25 protein-coding genes and 2 pseudogenes are annotated in these 25,405 nt (G+C 42.9%); 17 read left to right on the top strand and 10 right to left on the bottom strand.

Annotated features, from left to right (window positions below; all coding sequences use genetic code 11):
- The first annotated feature begins 117 nt into the window (after nucleotides 1-117).
- Together RCO84_RS03910 and RCO84_RS03915 are read left to right on the top strand one after the other, a co-directional pair.
- Complete coding sequence (locus RCO84_RS03910; protein ID WP_317583988.1) at nucleotides 118-609, top strand: DUF1016 N-terminal domain-containing protein; 492 nt, start codon at nucleotides 118-120, stop codon at nucleotides 607-609.
- Nucleotides 606-839: a DUF2442 domain-containing protein gene (locus tag RCO84_RS03915; RefSeq protein WP_317583989.1), complete on the top strand. Its 234-nt coding sequence runs from the start codon at nucleotides 606-608 to the stop codon at nucleotides 837-839. The genes RCO84_RS03910 and RCO84_RS03915 overlap by 4 nt, the downstream gene beginning before the upstream one ends.
- Before the next feature lie 1,472 nt (nucleotides 840-2,311).
- On the opposite strand, the pseudogene RCO84_RS03920 reads toward RCO84_RS03915, so the two are convergent.
- A pseudogene (locus tag RCO84_RS03920) lies at nucleotides 2,312-3,288 on the bottom strand (IS982 family transposase).
- Nucleotides 3,289-4,054: 766 nt separating this feature from the next.
- Here RCO84_RS03920 and RCO84_RS03925 point away from each other — a divergent pair.
- The 4 genes and pseudogenes from RCO84_RS03925 to RCO84_RS03940 form a co-directional block, all read left to right on the top strand.
- Nucleotides 4,055-4,342, top strand: a pseudogene (locus RCO84_RS03925) (AAA family ATPase); the annotation flags it as partial.
- 430 nt (nucleotides 4,343-4,772) lie between these two features.
- Complete coding sequence (locus RCO84_RS03930; RefSeq protein WP_317583990.1) at nucleotides 4,773-5,036, top strand: type II toxin-antitoxin system RelE/ParE family toxin; 264 nt, start codon at nucleotides 4,773-4,775, stop codon at nucleotides 5,034-5,036.
- A gap of 58 nt (nucleotides 5,037-5,094) precedes the next feature.
- Nucleotides 5,095-5,439 (top strand): HigA family addiction module antitoxin, encoded by a 345-nt coding sequence (locus RCO84_RS03935; protein ID WP_117587730.1) that lies wholly within the window; start codon nucleotides 5,095-5,097, stop codon nucleotides 5,437-5,439.
- A 336-nt stretch (nucleotides 5,440-5,775) separates the two neighbouring features.
- Nucleotides 5,776-6,357 carry an HU family DNA-binding protein gene (locus tag RCO84_RS03940; RefSeq protein WP_317583992.1) on the top strand — a complete coding sequence of 194 codons (582 nt, stop codon included), beginning with the start codon at nucleotides 5,776-5,778 and terminating at the stop codon, nucleotides 6,355-6,357.
- Nucleotides 6,358-6,419: 62 nt separating this feature from the next.
- On the opposite strand, the gene RCO84_RS03945 is transcribed toward RCO84_RS03940, so the two are convergent.
- Nucleotides 6,420-7,625: an IS256 family transposase gene (locus RCO84_RS03945; RefSeq protein WP_287870909.1), complete on the bottom strand. Its 1,206-nt coding sequence runs from the start codon at nucleotides 7,623-7,625 to the stop codon at nucleotides 6,420-6,422.
- Between the two features lie 846 nt (nucleotides 7,626-8,471).
- Here RCO84_RS03945 and RCO84_RS03950 point away from each other — a divergent pair.
- The 4 genes from RCO84_RS03950 (at nucleotide 8,472) to RCO84_RS03965 (ending at nucleotide 11,773) form a co-directional block, all read left to right on the top strand.
- Nucleotides 8,472-9,677, top strand: a complete 1,206-nt coding sequence (locus tag RCO84_RS03950; RefSeq protein WP_287854567.1) for an IS256 family transposase — start codon at nucleotides 8,472-8,474, stop codon at nucleotides 9,675-9,677.
- Between the two features lie 177 nt (nucleotides 9,678-9,854).
- Complete coding sequence (locus RCO84_RS03955) at nucleotides 9,855-10,358, top strand: methylated-DNA--[protein]-cysteine S-methyltransferase (RefSeq protein WP_317573637.1); 504 nt, start codon at nucleotides 9,855-9,857, stop codon at nucleotides 10,356-10,358.
- A 112-nt stretch (nucleotides 10,359-10,470) separates the two neighbouring features.
- A complete protein-coding gene (locus tag RCO84_RS03960) occupies nucleotides 10,471-11,193 on the top strand; it encodes a phosphatase (RefSeq protein WP_317573638.1) in 723 nt (240 codons plus the stop codon).
- 37 nt (nucleotides 11,194-11,230) lie between these two features.
- On the top strand, nucleotides 11,231-11,773 hold the full coding sequence (locus RCO84_RS03965; protein WP_144151736.1) for a beta-class carbonic anhydrase: 543 nt from the start codon (nucleotides 11,231-11,233) through the stop codon (nucleotides 11,771-11,773).
- Nucleotides 11,774-11,866: 93 nt separating this feature from the next.
- Here the strand turns inward: RCO84_RS03965 and RCO84_RS03970 are convergent, their stop codons facing one another.
- Entirely contained in the window at nucleotides 11,867-12,394 is a 528-nt protein-coding gene (locus RCO84_RS03970) for an HD domain-containing protein (protein WP_317573639.1), read from the bottom strand.
- A 9-nt stretch (nucleotides 12,395-12,403) separates the two neighbouring features.
- A complete protein-coding gene (locus tag RCO84_RS03975; protein WP_117727864.1) occupies nucleotides 12,404-12,865 on the bottom strand; it encodes a peroxiredoxin in 462 nt (153 codons plus the stop codon).
- Between the two features lie 265 nt (nucleotides 12,866-13,130).
- On the opposite strand from RCO84_RS03975, the gene RCO84_RS03980 reads away from it, so the two are divergent.
- Nucleotides 13,131-13,970: a carboxylesterase family protein gene (locus RCO84_RS03980; RefSeq protein ID WP_260849597.1), complete on the top strand. Its 840-nt coding sequence runs from the start codon at nucleotides 13,131-13,133 to the stop codon at nucleotides 13,968-13,970.
- A gap of 4 nt (nucleotides 13,971-13,974) precedes the next feature.
- Here the strand turns inward: RCO84_RS03980 and RCO84_RS03985 are convergent, their stop codons facing one another.
- Nucleotides 13,975-14,445 (bottom strand): GAF domain-containing protein, encoded by a 471-nt coding sequence (locus RCO84_RS03985; protein ID WP_144151676.1) that lies wholly within the window; start codon nucleotides 14,443-14,445, stop codon nucleotides 13,975-13,977.
- Between the two features lie 256 nt (nucleotides 14,446-14,701).
- Between RCO84_RS03985 and RCO84_RS03990 the strand changes: the two genes are divergently transcribed.
- The 3 genes from RCO84_RS03990 to RCO84_RS04000 all read left to right on the top strand — a co-directional run bounded on the left by RCO84_RS03990 (nucleotide 14,702) and on the right by RCO84_RS04000 (nucleotide 17,165).
- Entirely contained in the window at nucleotides 14,702-16,135 is a 1,434-nt protein-coding gene (locus RCO84_RS03990; RefSeq protein WP_317583995.1) for a glycoside hydrolase family 28 protein, read from the top strand.
- Nucleotides 16,136-16,219: 84 nt separating this feature from the next.
- Nucleotides 16,220-16,768, top strand: coding sequence for an NUDIX hydrolase (locus RCO84_RS03995; RefSeq protein ID WP_264900408.1), 549 nt, complete (start codon nucleotides 16,220-16,222; stop codon nucleotides 16,766-16,768).
- Nucleotides 16,769-16,832: 64 nt separating this feature from the next.
- Complete coding sequence (locus RCO84_RS04000; protein ID WP_264900406.1) at nucleotides 16,833-17,165, top strand: cupin domain-containing protein; 333 nt, start codon at nucleotides 16,833-16,835, stop codon at nucleotides 17,163-17,165.
- A 176-nt stretch (nucleotides 17,166-17,341) separates the two neighbouring features.
- Here the strand turns inward: RCO84_RS04000 and RCO84_RS04005 are convergent, their stop codons facing one another.
- The 5 genes from RCO84_RS04005 to RCO84_RS04025 all read right to left on the bottom strand — a co-directional run bounded on the left by RCO84_RS04005 (nucleotide 17,342) and on the right by RCO84_RS04025 (nucleotide 22,246).
- Nucleotides 17,342-17,731 carry a VOC family protein gene (locus RCO84_RS04005; RefSeq protein ID WP_264900404.1) on the bottom strand — a complete coding sequence of 130 codons (390 nt, stop codon included), beginning with the start codon at nucleotides 17,729-17,731 and terminating at the stop codon, nucleotides 17,342-17,344.
- A gap of 57 nt (nucleotides 17,732-17,788) precedes the next feature.
- The gene (locus tag RCO84_RS04010; RefSeq protein WP_317573643.1) at nucleotides 17,789-18,523 is read right to left on the bottom strand and encodes a hypothetical protein; all 735 of its coding nucleotides are present in this window, start codon (nucleotides 18,521-18,523) and stop codon (nucleotides 17,789-17,791) included.
- A gap of 122 nt (nucleotides 18,524-18,645) precedes the next feature.
- Nucleotides 18,646-19,530: a carbohydrate kinase family protein gene (locus RCO84_RS04015; RefSeq protein ID WP_317573646.1), complete on the bottom strand. Its 885-nt coding sequence runs from the start codon at nucleotides 19,528-19,530 to the stop codon at nucleotides 18,646-18,648.
- Nucleotides 19,531-19,699: 169 nt separating this feature from the next.
- Nucleotides 19,700-20,749 (bottom strand): zinc-dependent alcohol dehydrogenase, encoded by a 1,050-nt coding sequence (locus tag RCO84_RS04020; protein ID WP_117692312.1) that lies wholly within the window; start codon nucleotides 20,747-20,749, stop codon nucleotides 19,700-19,702.
- Between the two features lie 102 nt (nucleotides 20,750-20,851).
- The gene (locus RCO84_RS04025) at nucleotides 20,852-22,246 is read right to left on the bottom strand and encodes an MFS transporter (protein WP_287798621.1); all 1,395 of its coding nucleotides are present in this window, start codon (nucleotides 22,244-22,246) and stop codon (nucleotides 20,852-20,854) included.
- 280 nt (nucleotides 22,247-22,526) lie between these two features.
- On the opposite strand from RCO84_RS04025, the gene RCO84_RS04030 reads away from it, so the two are divergent.
- The 3 genes from RCO84_RS04030 to RCO84_RS04040 all read left to right on the top strand — a co-directional run bounded on the left by RCO84_RS04030 (nucleotide 22,527) and on the right by RCO84_RS04040 (nucleotide 25,097).
- Nucleotides 22,527-23,534, top strand: coding sequence for a LacI family DNA-binding transcriptional regulator (locus RCO84_RS04030; RefSeq protein WP_264910193.1), 1,008 nt, complete (start codon nucleotides 22,527-22,529; stop codon nucleotides 23,532-23,534).
- A gap of 292 nt (nucleotides 23,535-23,826) precedes the next feature.
- On the top strand, nucleotides 23,827-24,954 hold the full coding sequence (locus RCO84_RS04035; protein ID WP_317583604.1) for a transposase: 1,128 nt from the start codon (nucleotides 23,827-23,829) through the stop codon (nucleotides 24,952-24,954).
- Between the two features lie 23 nt (nucleotides 24,955-24,977).
- Nucleotides 24,978-25,097, top strand: coding sequence for a transposase (locus RCO84_RS04040; protein ID WP_317583602.1), 120 nt, complete (start codon nucleotides 24,978-24,980; stop codon nucleotides 25,095-25,097).
- Nucleotides 25,098-25,405 lie beyond the last annotated feature (308 nt).

Here is a 25,405-nt window from a genome sequence, read left to right on the forward strand (position 1 = left end):
CTTTTCATCAACAAAAAAGCTTGTCTGTAGTAAGTGATGCTATAGACAAGCTTTTTTTTATGAAAAATCAAAAAAACTTGGACGTTATTTTTGCAATCGTCTGAAAAACAAGATGTATTGCAAGCAGATGAACTGCAAGCAGATGTACTGCTTTCTGTAAATCGTTCGCCATTGGCGAACGATTTGACAAATACAAGACTATATACCGATGTCTGTTCCATCATAGAGCAAGGTAGGAAGGAAGCTTATGCCTCCGTCAATCATAAGATGATAGAAACCTATTGGAACATAGGGCGACGCATCGTGGAAGAAGAACAGAAAGGTGAGGCACGTGCAGAGTATGGGGTTCAGATCATTGCGCAATTATCTGAGCAATTGACACATCAATATGGTAAAGAATTTAGCAAAAGAAATTTGGCTTATTTTCGCCAATTCTACTTGACAATCAGTGATATACGAATTTTGCAATCGCGATTGCAAAATCTTACTTGGACACATATAACAAAAGTTCTTCGTGTGGAAGACTCTATTGCCATTCGTTGGTATCTCGAAATGGCTTCAAAGGACATGTGGGACAAACAAATAATAACAAAACTTCCACCATTATGATACCAAGAATTAAGAAAATGTCAGTTCTCGATGACTATATCCTTTTCGTTGAATTCGATGATGGATATAAAGTGTTGTACGATGTGAAGGATGACATCAAGACGCTTCCTTCGTTTCGTGCATTAGTGGATGTATATGGCCTTTTTAAACAAGCTCAGTTGGACACCAGCCGAACTTGTGTATATTGGAACGACAAGATAGATCTAGTCAGCGACAGTATTTATGAGTGAAAGGCAGCATAATTAAAATCCCGGTTTCGTCATTCTTGATGATTCCCAATAGAAAAATCCCTGCTGTAGGAAAGGCTTCCTATGGCAGGGATTTTTTTGTAAAGAAACATATATAGGTTTACTTGTCAAACAACTCCTTTCTGTTTGCAAAAATACAACCAATATTTTGATTATGCAATTATGGTTTCACGAAGAATGTTGTTTTCTCAACATCAGATAATTGACTACGAGAATCAGTAAGATACAGGGCAATAACAATATGGGAAATAAACATGCAAGTAACATGATAGTCCCTAAATAATCACCTGCGGTTACAATTAAAGTCATTATCACTACGACAGTACAAAATGCCACTGCCATGCTTATTGACAGGGGAATCCAATGCAGCTTTGAACAGCACTTCCACCCAATAGTGGCAGTCAAGAGGGCGCAAGAAACACTCATTCCTCCTAGAAGTAGCAATTCAAATAGTCCTTTTACTTCAAATCTCATTACGACTACCACGGGAAACAACATTCCTATAATTCCCCAAATGAGCAGGAACTTGTCCCAAAAGAAATTTTGATTTAATTTCATGATGATTTTTTTTTGGTTGATTAAAAAATGGCATAATTACTATTCGCATAAGTCCTTGCTTTTTTCAATGCGCATCAAACTCACCATAGCAAAACATGTCGAACACCTTTATCTTGAAAATAACTTGACAGTATGCTTTCTGCCTTTGCTGGATATCTCGCTATGAGCAGGAAAAAACTTGTCGATGTCTTTGTTGTCTATAGTATGAACTTGTATCTTCTTGTCTTTTGTTTCCATATAGCTTTCCTTTCTTTTATTATTGTAGCAAAGATACGCTGAATATTCGAAACTACCAAACTTTTCTAGTGATTTTTGTGATTTATAGTCAAATGATAAGGGTGCACCAAAAAAGCAGTGGTAACTTTAGGTATGTCAAAATGAAGTCGTAACTTTGCAGCATCAAATAACTCTATAATCGAAAAAAACTTCAAAAGAAGTGATTTTCTCAGATTTTATTTGTACTTTTGCCATGTCATTCAGAGTTTTATTTGTTTTTAAATGCAACACTAAAATAAGTGAAATTTCTGATATGGCAAAAATCTGTGCAACTTTTTGTTGCTAGGGTGCTTATAAAAAGTATTAAATTATAGTGTTGCGGAAATTAGGATAAGATGAAACGTTATTTAATTCTTTCACTTTGCATTGTATTTTCTATAACATGCTTAGGACAAAAAAGAGTGAACCGGCCTAAAGTTTATTTTAACAATGAAGGGGTAATACTTAACAAAGTTATTGGTTGGGCTTATGACCACAATACAGGTGAATGGATAGACTGGGTTAACTGCATAAAAGTTAAAAAACTTAGCAAAAAAATCAGAACTCAGACAAAACAAAATGCCATCTTCTTGTCAGATTGTTTTAACAATATTATTAGTCTTCAATACCCGTTGGCGGAATTAATTTAGCGCATATTTAACCCTGCCAATCGGTCTGTTGTTTACATAATTAATATATTGCAAGACTGTAAATGCGCTAATTTTCCCGATGATTCGGGTAAACAGTCCTGGTGTTTGCTTAGCATAGTTTCGGAAGAGCATGAAGTGATCACAAAGTTGAGAGAAATTTGTCTCGATTCTCTTCCTCGCCTTAGCATAAGGCTTAAATGTTGGTCGCCAATTCTTCATGTTCAAGCGATATGGAACTTCCAACTTGATGCCTACAGAAGAAAACAAGTCTTGCTGTAGTTCCGCACTGAGGTAAGCACGATCGCCAAGGATGCAACAGTCATAGAATTGAAACTTTACATCTTTAAGAAAATGAATGTCATGAACATTAGCTGGACTCAGGTCATACGAGTGGATAACTCCACTTAACCCACAGACAGCGTGGAGCTTATACCCAAAGTAGTATATCTTCTGAGTAGCGCAATAGCCAAATGCAGGAGAGTTTGTTACGTCTGTTCCTTTCATCTTGCAACGCAAGCCTCTGGACAAGCGACACACCTCTATTGGTTTGGAATCTATGCAGAAATATTCTTCTGCGCCATCCATCTTTGACGCTATGCGCTTACGAATCTTCTCACATAGTTCCGCAGTGAACTTTCGCCTGTCATTGAACTGGCGTCGAGAAATCAGATTTGGCATATCTGCCTTATACTCCTTCAGCCTATCGAACAAGTTGTTTTCACTGTCGATGCTAAGATGCTCGGCTGTCAAGCTCAAAGCAACAACTTCGAGGTCTGAAAAACGTGGTACGACTCCAGGGCGAGGAATATTTCCTAGCTCATTAACTAAATTTTTGGAGAAATCCTTGCATATCTCAAGAATTTTTACGAAATTTGCATACAAGTTGTGCATAGCGTGAAATATATAACTTTATAATTGGACACTACAAAGTTACTAAAAATCAACGAGATGCACAACTTTTTCTCCATAAAAATATACTAATTTTCAGGCGGTTTTTTAATTCCGCCAACAGGTTCTTCAATTTAAAACTATAAAACTAAATAATATTCCTTATTATGTTTTGGTATGGGAAAAATATAACGGAGCATATAGATATCCTAATATTCGTGAAGATTGGCAATATTGGAAAGAAAAGATTTTCTTAATGTTTACCGAGGAAGATATGAAGAAACTTCGAAACCTTTCCAATTCACCAATTATATTGAATCTTACAGCTCCAATGAAAAGTGAATTAGAAAGAAATATAATAGACGAAGACATCATCCAGACTTCTATGAGTAAGTTGTATCCACTGAAACTGTCTTTCATTATTTATAAAGCAACAGATGGTTGTTCTATCAGATTTAAGTTCATAAAGAACTCGCATGATGCGAACATTGACAAACAATATTTTGAAATAAGTGAAGCTGACTACCAAAAGTTTATCAATGTAAAGCCATAAGTAGCAGACTGCAAGAATAAGTTGGCTTGTGGAGATACTTGGTCAAACTAGCAGGACATATGCCAAGAGAAATCTACTGTAATGAGGATATATCTTGAGTGGCACCAAAAATAGGAACAGCCGTATGCCGAACGGCACGTACGGTGGTGTAAGAGTTCGGAAAACGAGAGTAGGAAGAAAACTACTTCGTTTTCCTGCTACTCGATTTTTACAAAAAAGCTGTGAAAACTTTGGTTGTTTCAAAAATAAAGCCGTAACTTTGCACATGTAAACTGGTTAAATTTCATTGCATGATGAAACAGCAAGTAAAACAAGTACCATACGGAGTATCTGATTTCGCTACGGTGATGAGTCAGAATCTATATTATGTCGATAAGACGATGTTTTTGCCAGAGCTGGAGAAGCAGCCTCGCAATCTCTTCTTCGTTCGTCCCCGTCGTTTTGGAAAAAGCCTGTTTCTCAGTATGCTCTACTCTTACCATGATTGTAATCAGAAGGAGAGTTTCGAAAAACTCTTCGGTAATTTGTGGATAGGCCAGCATCCTACATCCTTGCAAGGAATTTACCAGGTACTGTTCCTGGGTGATCTACCAGTTCATGATAGATTTTTTGGTATTTTTTGAATAGCTTTGGATTGGATTTCTTCCATTTCGTGATGACATCTTCAGCACTCTTGGAAGTAATGATTGTATAAATCATAAACTCGCAAAGTAATTGTCAATATCATCATGCGACTTCAATGTGATACATTGTCCACTATGAATTTCTTCTCTCGCTTTGTCAAGCTTCGCTTGCAAATCGGGAGTAATCGCATTAGTTGATGTGCTCATATCCTTTGTTTTTAATTGTTATTTGATGGCAAAGATAATAAAAAATAATGAGAAATGAGGTGATTCTTATGAATTTTAACACAGATAATCACAATTATAGTTGTTAAGCAAAAGTTTCCTTCACAAAATTTGTGAATATCGAATTAAAATATTATCTTTGCAGCATCAAAACATTAAGGTTATGATAGTAAATTTCAACGAGGATTATCTGCGTGATCTATATAGATCTGGCAAATCTGATAAAAAGCATCGCTTTCAACCGCAAATAGTTAGAAAGTATATTCGAGTGATAGACCTTATGATATCGGAAGATAACGTTCAAGGTCTATGGAAATATAATTCTCTCAATTATGAACGGTTAGAAGGAAATAAAGAAGGTTTGTCCTCGGTAAGAGTGAATGACCAATATCGAATAGAATTTGAAGAAGAATTTGAGGATGGTTAAACTATTGCAACCATATGTAATATAACTGAATTGTCAAACCATTATAAATAATATAGTTATGAGCAACGATAATAAAACAACAAAGGAAATGCGAGCAAACGAGATGACTCCAGCTTTTCCTACGCATCCAGGGGATGTTCTGAAGGATGAGATAGAATACCGTGGAATCTCTCAGCGCCAGTTGGCGGAGGAAATGGGGATTGCTTATTCTGCCCTGAACGAAATTCTGAATGCTCGTCGCCCAGTAACGGAAAAAACGGCCCTGCTCTTTGAAGCTGCACTTGGAGTGAATGCTGAGCCTTTGTTGAAAATGCAGATGAGATATAATCTGCAATCTACTAAAAGTGATTCTACTTTTATGACGAGATTGGCAAAAGTAAGAAGGGTGGCTGCAGCCTTGTAAAAACAGAAGATATGAATAGTGATAATATAGATTTTGTAACTTGTTGCATTGGCTACTTGTCTTGTTGCTTGGGATAATATAATCAGCAAGTATATCAACGTCTTAAGACTTCTGGTATACTTGCTGATTTGATTTTTTACACAGATAATCATAATGTAAAGAGTCTGATAACTCTATCTTTTATCATAAAACACCCATTTATAACTCTATCTTTTATCACAAAACATGTCTTTATAACTCTATCTTTTAGCAAAGTTAACATAAAATAATTGCTTATCTCACTAATAATCAGTATTTTTGCGCATAATCTTTTAAAGAATCAAAACAACTAAGAATATGGCTAGAGCAACAGGTTCAATCAATTATTTGGAGCATCGCACGCCCTTGAAGGACGAAAGCGGTAAGTATCAGATACATCCGATGTTCGTAAAACGGGATATCGTTGATAGGGAGAAGATGGAGAAGCGTGTTCGCGATCATTGTGCGATGAACGTTTCGTCCTTTATCTCCGCATTGGAAACGCTGGAGGATGAAACGCTTTACGCCTTGGCTGAAGGCAACGAGGTGAGGGTAGGCGATATGTTTATCGTCAAGCCTAAGCTGGGGATGGTGAAGCATAAGGACAAGAATGGAATCGAATGGAAAAGGACTTATCATGAGGGTGATCTGATTCCAGCCAATGAGGTGGATATCTGCGGCTTGGAAATTCAGCCCACGAAGGAGTTTCTGGAAAGGCTGAAGCGCCACTCTAATGGTTGCAGCCGACAGTATTGGAGTGTGAAATCTACTCCAAAAGAGGCGGATAAGGAGTTTGCTGATATTGTAGAGATTTGTCAGCAGCAGGGTTATATTACGGTGAAGGATATGATTCGTGAATTCGGGGGGTGTAATTTAAACTGTGTCAAGGCTTGTTCTTAACTTTCATTCCCACTCCCTGCTGGGGGCATGCCCCCAGCAGGGAAGCCTTTTCGGCTGCAAAGTTACATAATTTTAAATCTATCTCCAAATTTTATTGCCAATTGTTGAGAAATTTGTCCCCAATTTGCCAGTGACATAGTCCATTTCTTACGGATGTTGCGGTAAGCTAAGTACACAAGCTTCTCCAAAGAATTATCCGTAGGAAAGACCCCTTTAGTCTTTGTGACCTTTCTTACCTGTCTGTGATACCCCTCAACCGTATTGGTCGTATAAATGAGTTTACGGATGGCTGGAGTATATTGGAAATACTCTGTCAGACGTTCCCAATTGTCACGCCATGACTTGATGACAATTGGGTACATCTCTCCCCACTTAGACTCTAACAGGTCTAAATTAGCAGCAGCGGAGTCTTTGTTTACTGCACCATATACTGTTCTTAAATCCTTGATAAACTCCTTTTGATGCTTACTGCCAACATACTTGATAGAATTGCGTATCTGATGGACAATACAGAGCTGCACAGAACTCTCAGGAAATACGCTTTGGATGGCATCCGGGAAGCCTTTGAGACCATCAATACAACAAATCAAGATGTCTCGAACACCACGGTTCTGAAGATCCGTAAGAACTTCTAGCCAGAAGTTAGCTCCTTCACTCTTAGACACATACATACCTAACAGTTCTTTTTGGCCTTCCTTGTTGATGCCAAGAATGTTGTAAATGGCTCGTGTGACAGCTCTGCCATTCTCATCCTTTACCTTATAATGGATAGCATCAAGCCAGCAAATGGCATATACAGGATCGAGCATGCGAGACTTCCAGGCGGTGATTTCGGGTAATACACGGTCTGTTATAGAGCTGATAGTATCGGCTGATAGAGTTGTGTTGAACTCACGCTCAAAGTAGCTGCTGATGTCACGTGTGCTGGTGCCCATGGCGTACATCTCAATAATCTGGTCTGCCATGCCATTGGCAAGAATAGTCTCACGCTTCTTTACGGTCTCAGGTTGGAAAGTTCCGTCTCGGTCACGAGGAGTCTCTATAGTGACCTCACCATATTTTGTTTGAACCTTCTTACTCATCTTACCATTACGACGATTGCCGGAAGAGCGTTCCTCTTCACTTAAATGAGCGTCCATCTCACCTTCGAGAGCTGAGTTGAGAATACGCTCTAACAATGGAGCTAATGCTCCGTCCTTGCCAAATAAGGCTTCACCACTACGCAACTGCTGAGCTGCTTTCTTGTAATCAATTTCTAAGTTGTCCATAATATAAAAACTGTGTTAAACTACTTTTATTGTAGCTTGACACAGTTTAGTTTACACTCTCGAATTCGGTGTTACCCGCTATCACGCCAATAAGGTGTTGAATGACCTCTGTGAGGAACCGGCTGCCAGAATGTATGCTACCAAGGAAGGTCCAATAACGCTCTATCGTTTGTGGAAGAAGGAGTAACTAAGACGTAGTTGTTGAAACGGCTCTTTAGGTTGACGGAATCGTTTCCTTATCTTGAATGAATCGTTTCCTTATCTTGAATGAATCGTTTCCTTATCTTGAATGAATCGTCTCTTCTCGTTGAAGGATGCGTATCCGAGAGTTAAAAGAAGCGTTTCCAGGAGTCAGAACAAGCATCTTTTAGAGTACAAGCATATACCTTCTCAGACATTGCCACTAGGCTCAGCAGCTCTGCCGAGCCTAGTCAGCAGGTCTGCTGACTGCAGTCAGCACCTCTGCTGAGCCTAGTGACAACACCTTTTAGTCGTACAGCTATAACCTGTTTAGTTGTACAACTGTATACCCTATAGTTGTACAACTATACCCTCTTTAGTTGTACAACTATACACTTTTTAGTTGTACAATCGTAAAATGATGATACTTCTATGATATATTGGGTGCTCTCATTCAATCCAAACATACAGCATCTTCCTTTTATAACGTTCGTTTGCTTTTGTTCTATTTCAACAAACGTCTTGTGTAATCTATAAATATTTGTTACCTTTGCGTGAAAAGAACAATACAATACACTACTTAGTATGGCGGTTAAATATGAGATGAGAGTGTAAACTAAACTGTGTCAAGCTACAATAAAAGTAGTTTAACACAGTTTTTATATTATGGACAACTTAGAAATTGATTACAAGAAAGCAGCTCAGCAGTTGCGTAGTGGTGAAGCCTTATTTGGCAAGGACGGAGCATTAGCTCCATTGTTAGAGCGTATTCTCAACTCAGCTCTCGAAGGTGAGATGGACGCTCATTTAAGTGACGAGGAACGCTCTTCCGGCAATCGTCGTAATGGTAAGATGAGTAAGAAGGTTCAAACAAAATATGGTGAGGTCACTATAGAGACTCCTCGTGACCGAGACGGAACTTTCCAACCTGAGACCGTAAAGAAGCGTGAGACTATTCTTGCCAATGGCATGGCAGACCAGATTATTGAGATGTACGCCATGGGCACCAGCACACGTGACATCAGCAGCTACTTTGAGCGTGAGTTCAACACAACTCTATCAGCCGATACTATCAGCTCTATAACAGACCGTGTATTACCCGAAATCACCGCCTGGAAGTCTCGCATGCTCGATCCTGTATATGCCATTTGCTGGCTTGATGCTATCCATTATAAGGTAAAGGATGAGAATGGCAGAGCTGTCACACGAGCCATTTACAACATTCTTGGCATCAACAAGGAAGGCCAAAAAGAACTGTTAGGTATGTATGTGTCTAAGAGTGAAGGAGCTAACTTCTGGCTAGAAGTTCTTACGGATCTTCAGAACCGTGGTGTTCGAGACATCTTGATTTGTTGTATTGATGGTCTCAAAGGCTTCCCGGATGCCATCCAAAGCGTATTTCCTGAGAGTTCTGTGCAGCTCTGTATTGTCCATCAGATACGCAATTCTATCAAGTATGTTGGCAGTAAGCATCAAAAGGAGTTTATCAAGGATTTAAGAACAGTATATGGTGCAGTAAACAAAGACTCCGCTGCTGCTAATTTAGACCTGTTAGAGTCTAAGTGGGGAGAGATGTACCCAATTGTCATCAAGTCATGGCGTGACAATTGGGAACGTCTGACAGAATATTTCCAATATACTCCAGCCATCCGTAAACTCATTTATACGACCAATACGGTTGAGGGGTATCACAGACAGGTAAGAAAGGTCACAAAGACTAAAGGGGTCTTTCCTACGGATAATTCTTTGGAGAAGCTTGTGTACTTAGCTTATCGCAACATCCGTAAGAAATGGACTATGTCACTGGCAAATTGGGGACAAATTTCTCAACAATTGGCAATAAAATTTGGAGATAGATTTAAAATTATGTAACTTTGCAGCCGAAAAGGCTTCCCTGCTGGGGGCATGCCCCCAGCAGGGAGTGGGAATGAAAGTTAAGAACAAGCCTTGACACAGTTTAAATTACACCCCCTATGAGATTCGTTAAACAGTTTTCTCATACCTCTTTTACCTATATGATTTATGAACAAAAAATATCAGTTTAAGACAATGAAGCAAGTAAACATTCAATATTACAATTCGCCTTGCGGAGAAATCATCTTGGCATCGATGGGTGACGAGCTGTGCCTTTGTGATTGGAATGAAATGCCATGTGCAGAGCGCAATAAGCATCGGCTTTTGCGGTATATGAAGGCTGATTTCAAGATAGGAACATCCCCAATCCTGGATCAGACCAAAAAGCAATTGGATGAATATTTTGTCGGTAACCGCAAGATATTTGATATTCCGTTGCATCCTGTAGGAACTGATTTTCAGAAAAAAGTATGGCATGCATTGCTCGAAATACCCTATGGAGAGACAAGAAGCTATAAGGAAATAGCTATAAGTATAGGCAAACCTAACGGCATCAGAGCCGTGGCAAGTGCCATCGGAGCTAATGGCATCAGCATTTTCGTTCCCTGCCATCGAGTTATCGGAAGCAATCATTCCCTTACAGGTTTTGCCGGAGGATTGGACGCAAAGAGAAAGTTATTGGAGCTTGAAGCTGAATAAAACCAACATAAAATGGTGATTTATTATTAATTTAAATATCCGTAAAAACAAATTTTGATTAATTAATAGTTGTTTCTCTTACATTCTTAGTAAATATCATTACCTTTGCACCATGAAAACATTATTAGACGTTCATACACATACAATAGCATCAGGTCATGCCTTCAGTAGTTTGCAGGAAATGACCTTGACAGCAAAGGAGAAAGGGTTGGATATCTTGGGAATCACAGAGCACGGTCCCAATATCCCGGGTACCTGTGATCCTATCTATTTCAGAAACCTTCATTGTGTTCCACGCCAGCTCTATGGAATCAAACTGATGCTTGGAGCAGAACTCAACATCCTCAATACGATGGGAGATATCGATCTCGACGAGGATTACTGGCGTATGCTGGATATCCGAATAGCAGGCATCCATAGCCTTTGCTGGCAGGGAGGAAGTAAGGAGGAGAATACGCAGGGTGTCATCAATGCCATGCGCAATCCCTTCGTGCAGATTATCTCTCATCCCGGCGATGGTACGGCAGAACTGGATTTCGAGGAACTCATGAAAGTTTCCAGGGAGACGCATACCTTGCTTGAAATCAACAACCATTCCATGGCTCCCATCCGCCACAAGACTGTGGCTGCTCCCAATAATCTGGAACTGCTGGAACTTGCCAAGAAGTATGAAACTCCAGTCATCTTCGGAAGTGATGCCCACTTCTCTGCGATGATTGCCGACTACAGCAACATTATGCCACTGGTAGAAAAAGCAGAGTTCCCGGATGAGCTGGTTCTCAACTATCAGCCAGAGAAATTCATGGCTTACCTCAAGCCAACCCCTGAGAAATAGGAAAATTTAGTTTCACATTTCAATTTACACGACTATGATTATAGAAGAAATCATCAAGTATAATGAAAACTTCGTAGCCAGTAAGGCTTACGAAAAGTATATTACGAGTAAATATCCAGACAAGAAACTTGCCATTCTTTCCTGTATGGACACCCGCCTCACTGAGCTTCTGCCAGCAGCTTTGGGCCTGAAGAACGGAGATGCCAAGCTCATCAAGAACGCCGGTGGACTGATTATCAGTCCTTTCGACTCAGCTATGCGTAGTCTCCTTGTAGCCATCTACGAATTGGGTGTAGAGGAAATCATGGTCATTGCCCACTCCAACTGCGGTGCATGCCACATGAACGGACAGCAGATGAAGAAATTGATGCTCAAACGTGGCATCCATCAGAATGTCATCGATACCATCGGACTTTGCGGCATCGACCTCGACCATTGGCTGGAGGGATTCCACGACACAGAGGATTCTGTAAGGAATACCATCAATACGATCCGTACACACCCTCTCGTACCAAAAGACGTCAATCTTCATGGCTATATCATTGACTCACAGACGGGCAAACTGACAGAAGTGAAATAGAATAAAGGTATTATTTTAATTAAAACACATAACAGCAGTTTGTTGTACTTTCACCTTCCCTCTATGATGCTCTTTCCAAGAAAGTAACTTTCGTTACAGCCCCCACATATCATTCAGCATACCGATAGCTGATTCCGAGCGGAATACATGGTCGCGGAAGGTGATGATGCCTTCGGGAGCAAGGTGGTCTTCGAAGGAATTAACCAGGAAATCAGCTTCGAGCAGAATGCGGTGGTCAAGGCTGGTAACATCTTTATAAGTATGATGATGGGCAATGAGCCAGCAGATTCTTTCTATCTGTGCGGCTGTGAATCCATCTACTTCTGACAGTACTTTTCTTGCCTCGTCAGGACCCAGTTCTTCCTGATGCTTGCCATTGCAGTTGCCGTATCTGGCTTCTGAAACGTGAATGCCTACATCGTGAAGAATGGCTGCTGCTTCGAGCACGAAGAGATCTTCCTGGTTCATTCCCTCTGCTATCGCTATCATACGGGCAAAGTCGTGTACCTTCACGAAATGCTGGATGCGTGGCGCATCGCCACCATCATATTTTATCATCGCCCTCATCAGTTGGGCGAGTATCAATTCCTTGTTTGTCATCATTTTATCTGATTCTGTCATGATTGTTTTTTATTGATGGATATAATCCAAAATCTGCTCTGCATGAATCTTGGTCTTGATCTCCTTTGGAGTGAAGATCTTCTCAATGACACCTTCTTCGTTTACAAGATAGGTGGTGCGGAGTATTCCGATGGTCTTTCTGCCGCAGGTTACCTTCTCGCCCCAGCAGCCGAGTTCCTGCAGTAGGGTGGTTTCGGTATCTGCGATAAGAGGGAACTGCAAACCCTTGGTTTCGGCAAACTTCTTCTGCAAAGCCTGCTTGTCCTTGCTCACGCCGATAATCTCATAACCGGCTGCAGCCAGCTCCTCCTTATGTGCCTGCAGTGAGCAGGCCTCAGCAGTACATCCGCTGGTGTTAGCCTTCGGATAACTGTAGAGCACAATCTTGCGACCACGGTAGTCGCTTGCCTTTATCTCACGCCCGTCCTGGTCAATGCCAAGAATCTCTGGTATTTTATCTCCTACATTCATAATTCTATATTTATTTATTATATGTCTTGTTAAATGCAAAGATAATAAAAATAATGCGAACCGATGTGGTTTTTATGATTTTTAACACAAGTTATCGTTGTTTGCCTTTCTACCTGGAAGTTTAAACGAATCTTTCTTTTGGATAAAAAAAGAAAAATATAGGGAGGATATTTGGTAATATGCTGATATTTACTTACTTTTGTGTGATGAACGTTCATGGTATGAAACAGGGAGCGTGATACTAAACAGGTAAAAAAGGAAGAAAATGAAAAAGATATTTTTGTTTATATTATTCTGTCTTTCCGTATGCAGAATGTCGGCTTACGACTTTTTGCGAGCTGTGAAAGATGAGATTCCGGGAGGTTACAACTTCTGGGTTTATACGCCGGTAGATTATTTCTATTCGCAAGAACAGACTCCTGTCGTCATCTTTCTGCATGGTGCCAGTCTTTGCGGCAAGAATCTGGATAAGGTGAGAAGATACGGACCGCTTGATGCCATCGTCAAGGGGCGCGATATCGATGCGCTGACCATTGTTCCGCAGAATCCGGGAGGAGCTTGGAATCCGAAGAAAATCATGGATATGCTCGACTGGGTGAAAAAGAATTACCCATGCGATTCTACTAGGGTTTATGTCTTGGGTATGAGCTTGGGCGGTTATGGCACCATGGATGTCTGTGCTACTTATCCCGACAGGATAGCTGCCGGCATGGCGCTGTGTGGCGGCTGTTCGTATAAGGATGTGAGTGGATTGGGCAATTTGCCTTTCTGGATTATCCATGGCACAGCAGATAGGGCAGTACCAGTCAAGCAATCGAAGGTTGTGGTAGATAAACTTGTGAAGGATGGCAAGGATACCCGATTGATATACGACTGGTGGAAGGGTGCCAATCACGGTACTCCTGCTCGCGTGTTTTATCTGAAGAAAACCTATCAGTGGCTCTTCTCTCACAGCCTTTCAGATAAGGACAGACCCGTGAACCGCAACATCAGTATTACGATGAGCGATTTGGGCAGAGCATATGGTGATGTGAACAGAAATGCCCCTCAGCCTGAACTCATCGATGGTCCGAGTGTGATCAAGCAAGAGGGAAATGAATATTAAGGAATCAGGTGAACAGTTCTGCTACCTTCTCCAGCCAATTCTTATCAATATCATTGAAGGTGCTGAGGTGTTCGCTGTCAATATCCAGTACGGCGATTACCTCACCATTCCTGATAACAGGCACTACAATCTCCGAACGGGAGGCGCTGCTGCAGGCAATATGCCCCGGAAATTTCTCAACATCTTCTACCACGATGGTTTCCGCCTTGTCCCAAGCTGTGCCGCAAACTCCCTTGCCCCTTTTGATGCGGGTGCAGGCCAGCTGTCCCTGGAAAGGACCCAGCACAAGGGTTCCGTCGATGACCCGGTAGAAGCCCACCCACCAGAAGTGGAAGGTGTCCATGATGCATGCTGAAATATTCGCCATATTGGCGATGATGTCGCTTTCGCCCTCTACGAGCGACTTGAGCTGAGGGAGGAGCGTGGCGTAAAGTTCCTCCTTCGTTTCTCCTTTTATAATAAGATGTTCTGCCATGATGCCTTTTTATTTGATTAAATCCCTTTATGTGAATGAATTTTATGCCTTGCAAAGATACTGTTTTTTCTAAAATTAGGGACTTAGAATGGGTTAAATCTTCTAAAATTAGGGGCTAAGAATGGGTCAAACCTTCTAAAATTAGGGGCTAAGAATAGGTTAGCCTGACTTAAACAAGATATTTTTCAGGTCTTTTTCTATGTTATCTGGCGTTTTTTTATTAATTTTGCAATCGAAATCATAAAAACAAACTATAATGAATACAAAAACTATTTTAATGGCTATGACTTGCCTTTGTGCATTCAACAGCCTTCAAGGAAATGCTCAGGTAGCAGGAGGGAATACTTTGGTTGCTACTGCGATTGAGCAGCGAAGAGTCACTCTTCGTGACAGTATCTTGAACCTTATTTCCGGTGCAAGGATTGCTGAGAAATCATTACAGATTAAGAATTTCGGAGCCAAGAACGATGGTAAGACCGATTGTCGCACAGCCTTTGCCAAGGCCATCAAGAAGGCTTCGGCGATGAAGGGTGCAAAAATCGTGGTGCCTGCGGGTACCTATTATATTAAGGGCCCTATCGTACTGGCAAGCAATATCTGTCTGGAACTGCAGAAGGGAGCTACCCTGAAGTTTGCGCCAGAAGAGAAGTACTATCCTATCGTTAATACCAGTTGGGAGGGAACTTTCCTCTACAACTATTCTCCTCTCATCTATGCCTATGGCTGTAAGAATGTTTCTATCATTGGCGAGGGAACCATCGACGGCAACGCCATGACTACCTTTGCCAAGTGGAAGCCTAATCAGAAGAAAGCGCAGCAGTTGAGCCGCAAGATGAATCACGAGGAAGTGCCTGTAAGTGAGCGCAAGTTTGGAGATGGCTACTGGCTTCGTCCTCAGCTCGTTCAGCTCTACAACTGCCAGGGAATTACCCTGGAAGGCGTGAAGATCACCAATTCTCCATTCTGGTGCATCCATCTCTTAAAGAGTGAGAATATCATCTGTCGTAATTTGCGATATGATGCCAAACTTGTCAATAACGATGGTATTGACCCGGAGTATTCCAGAAACATCCTGATAGAGGAGGTGGCTTTTGATAATGGCGATGACAACGTTGCCATCAAGAGTGGTCGTGATAATGATGGCTGGAATGCCAAGATGCCATCAGAGAACATCATCATCCGAAACTGCCATTTCAAGGGCTTGCATGCTGTAGTTATCGGTAGCGAAATGTCTTCGGGAGTAAGAAACGTCATCGTAGAGAACTGCGATTATGCTGGTTATTGCAAGCGTGGCATCTTTATCAAGACCAATCCCGACCGTGGCGGTTTTGTGGAGAATGTTTTCGTAAAGAACTGCAGTTTTGGCGATGTGGAAGATCTCTTCTATGTAACCAGCCGTTATGCTGGCGAGGGGTTGGCCAATCATCATTTCTCTACCGTGAAGAATATCTTTGTGGATGGTTTGAAGTGTAACAACGTGAGCGCTGCAGCCTTGGTTTTGCAGGGTACAGAGGCTAAGCCTGTTACTAATGTTTCTTTCGATAATATTGAGGTGAAGAATGCCAAGACTGGCATCAGCTTCGAGAATGTAATGGGGGTAAACATGGGTGAATGCAGCATTGGCGGCAAGGTGGGAACTCCTACCCAGGTTACATCAAAGGATAAAGTTTTCGAAAGAAATAACAAGTAAGTTATTTGTTTTTCAATCTTTTTTCGTACTTTTGCACCATCAATCAAGATAAAGAAAATCCAGTTTTTTAAATGAAGTAAGAAAATGGCTGATAAAGATATGAAATGGAAGACGCTCTCGCAGAAGTATCTGATAGAGAAGCCATGGCTCACGGCACGAGTGGATAAGGTGGAATTGCCTACGGGGGCCATCATCGATGAATATTACGTGCTGGAATATCCCGATTGGGTGAACACCATCGCCATCACGAAGGAGGGAGAGTTCGTATTTGTGCGCCAGTATCGCTATGCGATAGGTAAGACGGTGAATGAACTCTGTGCAGGAGTGATAGAGAAGGGTGAGGACCCGATGGCGGCTGCCAAGCGAGAGCTGATGGAAGAGACTGGGTTCGGTGGCGGAAACTGGCAGAAGTGGATGACGATTTCGGCTAATCCGAGCACGCATACCAATCTTACCCATTGCTATTTGGCTACGGATGTGGAGCGTATGGATGTTCAGCATCTTGACCAGGCTGAGGATATCGAGGTTCGCCTCTTCTCAAGAGATGAAGTGATGGAAATGCTGGAGAAGGGAGAAATCTGGCAAAGCCTGATGGCGGCTCCGCTCTGGAAGTATTTTGCGAAAGCAAAGTAAGCTGCATGGCTTCATCTATAAAAGCCAAGTAAATATTAGACATTAAACAATAAACATTATAAAGATGGTAATAGATTTCGAAAAGATTGCTGAGGCTCATTTGGAGGGCTTCAAGGGTGGACAGGGTAAACTCGACACCCGTAACTATGTGGATGACAAGGTGAAGATTATGTATTCTACCTTGCGTCCGGGTGCATCAACTGGTCTTCATACTCACGAGGGCAACTGCGAGATTATCTATGTGGTAAGCGGCACTGCTACTTTCCATTATGATGATATCGTAGAAGAGGTTCGACAGGGACAGGTGCATTATTGTCCTATGAATCATGCTCATTATATGGAGAATCTCACAGATCATGATCTGGTGTATCTCGCCATTGTGCCTGAGCATCATTAATATCCCTGGAGTATCAGGGAAAAACACATCATATTCCTCTAGGAAAACGAAAAAATAGAAAGTCCAACTCGGATACCTCTCTTATAAAAAGGCTCCAAGCTGGACTTTTGTCATTCTTCTCTCTCTCTTATATTGCTATAGTCATCTGTTTTTTATCTAAAAGAATATGCTGCTGATTATAGTTTTTCGCAGAACTCGATTTTCTCCTTGTTTGGCCCCTCGATGGTGAAGAACTTTACGCCGTTCTCCCAGAATGGAAGACCATTTACCTGCTGATCCAGCATCTTGAAGGTTCCTGCTTCCTTCACTACCAGGAAGAGATCCTCTATGTTCTTTACATCGATGGCGATGTGGTCGATGGCTCCATATTCCATCTTTGCCTGATGGTTCTGATAGGTCTCGATGATGAGATTGTGGAGCTGGAGGAAGGCTACTTCCTCGGTGCCGTTTACTGTGCGGAGGGCTGTCTCGAAGCCCAAGGCATGATAAAACTCAATGGTCTTGTTGATGTCGTTGGTAGAAATACCAATGTGCTGCACACCTGTTGTAAAATCTTTGATTTTCATAATGAATCTGTGTTTAGATGATTGTTATGATAAAACTTTCTGTGTTTTTTTGAAGATTTAGAAGCGGATGATTTCTGCTCCAATCTGGAAATAGCTCTCGTTGCTCTGAGGATTCCACATGCCCTTGGCATAAACCGGAATGGTGTAGTTGCCGAGTTTGAGATTGTGGGAGGCTTGCAGCGATACGTGAACGATGCCTGCCGTGGTTCCAAAGAAGTGGGCATCCTCGCCAGCTCTGTTCAGGGCGAAGGCTCCACCAACTCCTGCATATACCTTCCAGCCATCCTTCTGATAGATAGGATATTCCGCATAGGCGAAGGTGGAATATTTCTGCTCGGTATTGTCGCTGTTGCGGTCGCGTCCGAAGACTACCGTTGACCAGCTCAGGAGCAGTGGAAACTTCTCGTTCTGAAACCGGTAGCTTAATGTAGCATCGAGGAATCGGCCCGTGGTATGGGCAGAGTAGTTCCAGTATTCCTTATTATTATAGGTGGCACCAGGGGAGAAGTTGTAGGTGTCCCACAGGGCGAATCCCCATCCGCCAGCCTTCAGATTCAGATAATGGTTAAACTCCTTGTAGGAGCCTTCCGAGTTGCAGCCACACCAAAGTCCCACGGTAACGTGGTCATTGGCCATCGTATAGCTCAGGTCTGTGAGGAGGACGATGCCGTCGGAAACTTCCATGCCACGCCACAGATGATTGTTCTGCACGTTGGCTTTCAGATGGAGCTGTGCCTGGGCATTTCCCAGACACGCTGCCATCATCAAAACAATAACTACAATTCTTTTCATGGTTTTACTACAAAATAAACTTATAAACCTAATTAACTATGAACCTTATAAACGTTAACTAATTACTTAAACCATATATTACAGATAATTATAATTTGCATATAATTTGGGCAAATAAGGGCTTATCTTGTAAATTCCTTAGGCAAGACTGGCATGGCTCCGTTCTGTGTACAGACGAATGCCGAAACCTTTACTGCCAATTCATGAGCTTCCTTTACGCTCTTACCCTTCAAGATGCTTGCCACGAATGCGCCTGTGAATGAATCACCGGCACCCACAGTGTCTGCCACTTCCACTTTCGGTGTCTCGATAAACGAAACTTCGCCAGGGGTGAACACATAACTGCCGTTTACACCGCAGGTAAGAATGAGCATCTTCAGATTGTACTTGCCCAAGAGAAGCCAGCATTTGTTCTCCAGGTCGATACCCGGATAACCGAAGATGCGGCTTACGGTAATCAGTTCTTCATCGTTGATCTTGAGGATGTTGCATCGCTTGATGCTATCGGTGATAATCTCCTTGGTATAGAATTCCTGACGGAGATTGATGTCGAAGATTTTGAGGATTCCTTCTTCCTTTGGCATGTTATCGAGGAAGCGGTAGATGGTGTTGCGTGAAACCTCGTTGCGCTGGGCCAGCGAGCCGAAGCAGGCTGCGGTGCAATTCTTTGCCAACTTCTCCAGAGCTGGCGTGTAGGGGATGTTGTCCCAGGCTGCTCCCTCCTTGATGTCGTAGCAAGGAATGCCGTTGGCATCGAGTGAAACCTGAACGGTGCCTGTAGGGTAGGCTACCTTGTCTATCTGATAGTTGAGATGGTGATCGTTGAGTTCCTTCTCCAGCTCCTTGCCCAGCTCATCATCGCCCATTGCACTAACTGCACAGCTCTCGAGTCCGAACTGCGAAACGTGGTAAGCAAAGTTGGCTGGAGCACCACCTAGCTTTTTCCCTTCTAGAAGCACATCGAAGAGTGCCTCGCCGATACCTATCACTGATTGTTTCTTTTCCATTGTCATTTTTACTGTAAGAATGTTAGAGATGTTATTTGATTTCTGTTGCAAAGGTAGCATTTTTCAGCTACCTTCGCAAAGAAAAATCATCTAAACTTTCTGCAAACGTTCCCGCAATCGTTTCCAATTTCTGCAATCGTTTGCAGTATATTTCTTCTCTTCTATCTCTTTACTTCTTCTCTCCAGGTTTCTGTTCGAAATCGATGAGAACCTTCATGCTGGTTTCGCGATGAGTGTCGATAAACTTGTAGGCATCATCGTATTCTTCGAAGGCAAAACGGTTGCTTACGAGTGGCTTGAGGTTGACGATGCCCTTGCTTACGTAATCGATGGCTGTGAGATAATCTTCGTGGCGATACATCATTGAACCGATGAGTCTCAACTCGTGTTCGCCCAGATAGAACATGCTGAGGGCTGGGTCCTTGGCAAAGACTGCCACAACCACGATGTCGCTACCTTTCTCGATGGTCTCCATCAGTGAACGGATGGAAACTTCTACACCTGCTACCTCGAAACCTACCTGATAGCCTTCCTCACCGAAGAGTTCCTGGGCTGCCTCCTTCAAAGTCTTCTTGGTGATGTTGAGGGTGTGCTTGATGCCGCATTCGCGAGCCTTAGCCAGGCGAAGGTCGCTTACATCGGTAATGAGTACATTCTTGGCGCCACGGGCAATGCAGAACTGGGCTATGAGGTTGCCGATGGTTCCTGCACCGCTCACTACTACATTCTTACCCTTTACGTCGGTGCGGTTGCTGGCATGGGCACCAACGGCTGAAGGCTCAATCATGGCACCATAGTCGAGGCTCATGCCTTCTGGCAACTTAGCCACGCGGTCGTCATCTACTACAAAGAAATCCTGTGCTGCACCATCTGCCTGGAAAGCCTGAACACGCAGGTGCTCACAAACGTTATACTGTCCGCGCTTGCAAGGGTTGCACTTGCCGCAAACCAACTGTGGGCGAGCGGTGATGTGGTCGCCAGGCTTGCAGACGGTAACTTCGCTGCCTACAGCCATAACCACTCCAGAGTACTCATGTCCCTGAACCACTGGGTAGAAGGTGGCTGGGTGAAGACCGTGGTAAGAGTGAATCTCGCTACCGCAGATGCCGATGCGCTTGATGTTGACGAGAACCTGATGAGCAGTTAAGTCTGCTGCCTTTGGTTCTGCTACTTCCTTGAATTCGATATGCTTTGGTTCTACCAATATTGCCTGTCTCATAATTATAATGTTTTGAAATTGTTATTGTTATGTTGGTGGGATGAAAGATCCCGTTTTATCTTTGTATTCTTTGCTGAACCCACTTTTTAAGTGGGCTCTTTTTTATTTCTTCTTATTCTCCAGATCGGTCATGATCTGCTTGTATTGCTTCTTGTTGAGCTTGTAGAAGCAGAGGCATCCTGCGGTGATGATCCACAAAACTCCCGGAATGGTGCTGAAGGCGTGGTGCATGATGCTCAATACTTCTGGATTCTGCACAGCGTTGCTTACATATCCTGCGCTGCCCAGGGCAATGGCGAGAAGCGATGTGCCGAGTGCCATTCCTATCTTGTTGCCCAGCGAAATGAAGGCGTATTGGAATCCGTCGTTTCTGATGCCCGTCTTCCACTCGCCATACTCCACACAGTCGGGGATGATGGCATAGATGGCTGTATTGAAGCCTGAGAAGAAGAACCACGACAAAGCTGAGAACAGATAGAACATGATGGCGCTGCCGTTAGGGCTGAAGAAGTACAGACCTATCATCGTAATACCGGTGAGGAAAGCGAAGATGGCTGCCGTGAAACCCTTGTTGCCCGTTTTTCTGAATACCAGAGGGAAGCAGGCGGCACCTATGATGCTTGGCACGATGATGGCCATGGAATAGTAGGAGAAGAGCGTTGCCGAACCTTCTACATAAGTGAAATAGTAGAGCATGTCGGCGTTGCGTCCGTAATGGATGAAACCGAAGAGTAACTGTCCTAAGAGGGCGAGCAGATAGGGCTTGTTCTTCATCACGGAGCGAAGCTGCACCTTTAATGGGAGCTTCTGTCCCACAGGAACTTCTACCACTTCCTTGGTCTTATGGAAGCAGAACAGATGGCAGGCAGCGAAGATGATGCCGTAGAGTACAGCCACAGCCAGATAACCATATTTGGTATCGCCTGCGCCAAACCAGCTGATGAGCGGAACGGTTACGATGTTGATTACTCCGATGGCCATCATGGCACTCACCGAACGGCTGGTGTTGAGCTTGGCTCTCTCATCGATGTCTTGCGTCATGGCTCCGCAGAGTGTGCCGTAAGGCAGGTTCACGCAGGTATATCCCAGCACCAGGATGCAGTAGGTTACTGCCATATAGATAATCTTGGCGGTCTGGCTCCATTCCGGATGAGCCCAGAAGGTGAGTATCAGTACCAGTGCCGTGATAGGAGCTCCGAAGAGCAGCCATGGGCGGAATCGTCCCCATCGGGTGTGGGTCTTATCGGTAAGTGTGCCGATGATGGGGTCGTTGATGGCGTCCCAGAATCGGGACACAAGCATCAGGGTTGCTACGGCACTCATGCTGATTCCAAACACATCGGTGTAGAAAATCATGAGGAAATTGCCCACGAACATCCAACTGAAGTTGCAGCCCACATCGCCCATGCCGTAGGCGAGCTTACTGATGAAGGGAACCTTTCCCTGTGAATTGTTCTCTAGCGAACTGTTCGCTTGAAATTTAGAATCTTGTTCCATATCCTTTTTCTTAGGTTTGATTGTGATACTTAATGTTGTTTATTCTTTGTTTTGTGTAGGAATAGAGCGATTTGAGAAATCGTTTTTCCTTTTCACGCTGCAAAGATAGAACGATTTTGCTGGAAAAACAAGAAAAAAAACGGCTGTTTTTTCGCAACCGTTCCCGCAACCGTTCCCATTTTTCGCAACCGTTCCCAAAAAGATTTCTCAGTTTTTTGTTGTTGCTTTCATAGAAAATAAGTATCTTTGCAGGCGCATTTAACAAGAAAGAAAAAGGGATATGGCAAAATATGTAACCATCATGGATATTGCAAGGGAGTTGGGGATTTCCAAGTCTACCGTTTCGCGTGCTCTTTCGGGAGATACGGGTAATGTGAAGGCGGAAACCTTGCAGAAGATATTGGCAACTGCCGAGCGGATGGGCTATCATCGCAACGAACTGGCTGTGAACTTTCGCCAGCAGAGTACTCATAACATCGGCATCATCATCCCCGAAATCGTAACAACGTTCTATATGACCTTTATCAATGATGCTCAAGCCATCTTGCGCAAGCAGGGGTATAAGGTGATGATTGCCATCTCTAACGAGAATCCTGAGCAGGAGAGAGAGAACATCCTGATGATGGAGCAGCTGCGTGTGGATGGCATCCTGATGAGTGCATGCGATAAGGAGCATAATGTGGACCTATATAATAAGGTGATAAAAAGGGGCATTCCCATTGTGTTTTTCGATAGAACGGTGGAGAAGGTAAAGGCTTCACAGGTGCACATGGACGATTACATCATGTCGTTTTTCATGGTGGAGACTTTGTTGCGCAAGGGGTATAAGCATATTATTCATATCCCGGGACCTGCTTATATCCGAAACAGCTATGAACGATTGAGGGGCTATCGGGATGCGCTGGAAAAGTTTCATATAGAGTATCAGGCGCAGGATGTCTTGTCGCCAGCCTTGTCGGCTGAAGAGGGTAGTTGGGTGATGGAGCGTTTCCTGGAGAAGGATGTACCTTTTGATGCGATCTTTGGCTTTACGGAGACTGCTGTGTTGGGAGCCAAGAGTGCTATCCAGAAGCGTGGCTTGCGCATTCCGGAGGATGTGGCGCTTTGCTGCATGTCGGGTACAGCCTTGGCTACCTTGGTTCATCCTCAGTTGACGGTAGTGGAGCAGCCTATTGAGAAAATGGCGCAGGAAAGTTGCCGACTGCTGCTGGAGCATATTGCCGATGGTTATAGAAGGATAGAGGAAATTGCATTGAGAGGTGAAACCGTGATAAGAGAATCTACTTAATAGAGGTATCGGCTTCTGGAACCTGCATAAAAGAAACTGTTTTGGAAGACAGTATAAAAGAAGAGGGTGTGTCATAAGTCTGTGACGCACCCCTTTTTATTTTTTGCCTTTTCACAGATACGAAATCTTTTAAAAACATTTTTATTTACAACAAAGCCCAAACTTTCACAAGCTCGGGCTTTGCCTTTCCGCAAAAGATTTGTATCTTTGCAGAAAACTTCTTTAAGTATGGCAAAGATACAAATAAAATCTGAAACTCGGCACGAATTGAGCTTTTTTCCTAACTCTTTCGATGATTAAATTATCTTTCGCAACAATCAACCGCTTTAGATCCCATCATATGATTAAATGCATCGACTTTTATTTTGATGCAGTCGTCTCCATATTGGTTGAAAAGGGCGTGATTAGTCTGGAGGAACAATATGTTGATGGCACTAAGATAGAGTCGAAAGCAAACAAGTACACGTTTGTATGGAAGAAGACCGTGGAAAAGAACAAGGCTAAGCTCTTGGAAAAGACATCTGCTGCATTGGCTCAGATAAAAGAACAAATTCGCCTGAATGGCGGGAGTGACATTAAGGAAGAAGACAGCGAGCCAGCCACTTCCGCCAAGGATGTAGAGAGAAGTGCACGTTTGTGTGAGAGGCAAGCGAAGAACCTTCCTAAGGCAAAACTTACAGGAAGAGAGAAGCAAAAGCTAAATACTCAGATAGATCACTTGTTCAAAGCCTCGGACAAACTGTGCGAGTATGAAAAATCACTGGATATACTGGGCGAGAGAAACAGTTACTCCAAGACTGATCCCGATGCGACCTTCATGCGCCTCAAGGAAGATGCCATGAACAATGGGCAGACAAAGCCTGCCTATAACCTTCAAATAGCGACAGAGAATCAATATTGGACGAATTTCGCCCTTTATCCCAATCCAACAGACACCCTGACCTTCAAGCCTTTTTTGGATAAGTACAAGAAAAGATATGGAAAGCAATCCAAGAGCGTCACCGCAGACTCAGGGTATGGCTCGGAGGAGAACTACGAGTACCTGGAGATGGAAGAAATGATGGGTTATGTAAAGTACAACTGGTTTCACAAGGAACAGCATAAGCCTTTCAAGGAGGATGCCTTCAACCAAGCGAACTTCTACTACAACAGGGATGATGACTATTATGTCTGCCCCATGGGACAACACATGGAACCTTGTGGACAACGGCAAACGAAAAGTGACTCCGGCTATGTGTCTGTCATTACATTATATAGAGCACAACGATGTGATGGATGTCCGCTTGGAAGTCTCTGCAAGAAATCCAAAGGCAACAGAACCATATATGTCAACCATAAACTGAATGCATATAAAAAGGAAGCCTTCCTGCTACTAACGTCTGAAGAGGGCTTGAAACACACAGAAGACAGCGACCGATAGAGTCGGAAGCTGTATTTGGGCAGATGAAGGCAGATATGCATTATAAGCGATTCAGGCATTTTGGAATGGACAAGGTTTACATGGATTTAGGATTGTTCGGAATGGGATTCAATTTGAAGAAATATTTGGGTATAAAACGATAAAACTCAATTTTGTTTTTTTTATCGTCAGGGATAACTATGCCCTTTTGTGAACTTCCTGCCTGTTTATAATAGAGAAGATCGGAAAAAGTAAAATTTGCAGACGATATTATATGATTCCCTTTTTGGAATAGGCTACGATACTTCTAGGATTATACAATAAATAATATAAAAGAGGAGGGTGTGTCATAAGTCTGTGACGCACCCCTTTTTATTTTTTGCCTTTTCACAGATACGAAATCTTTAAAAAACATTTTTATTTACAACAAAGCCCAAACTTTCACAAGCTCGGGCTTTGCCTTTCCGCAAAA

This window comes from Segatella copri, from assembly GCF_949820605.1.
In the GTDB taxonomy this organism is placed as follows: Bacteria; Bacteroidota; Bacteroidia; order Bacteroidales; family Bacteroidaceae; genus Prevotella.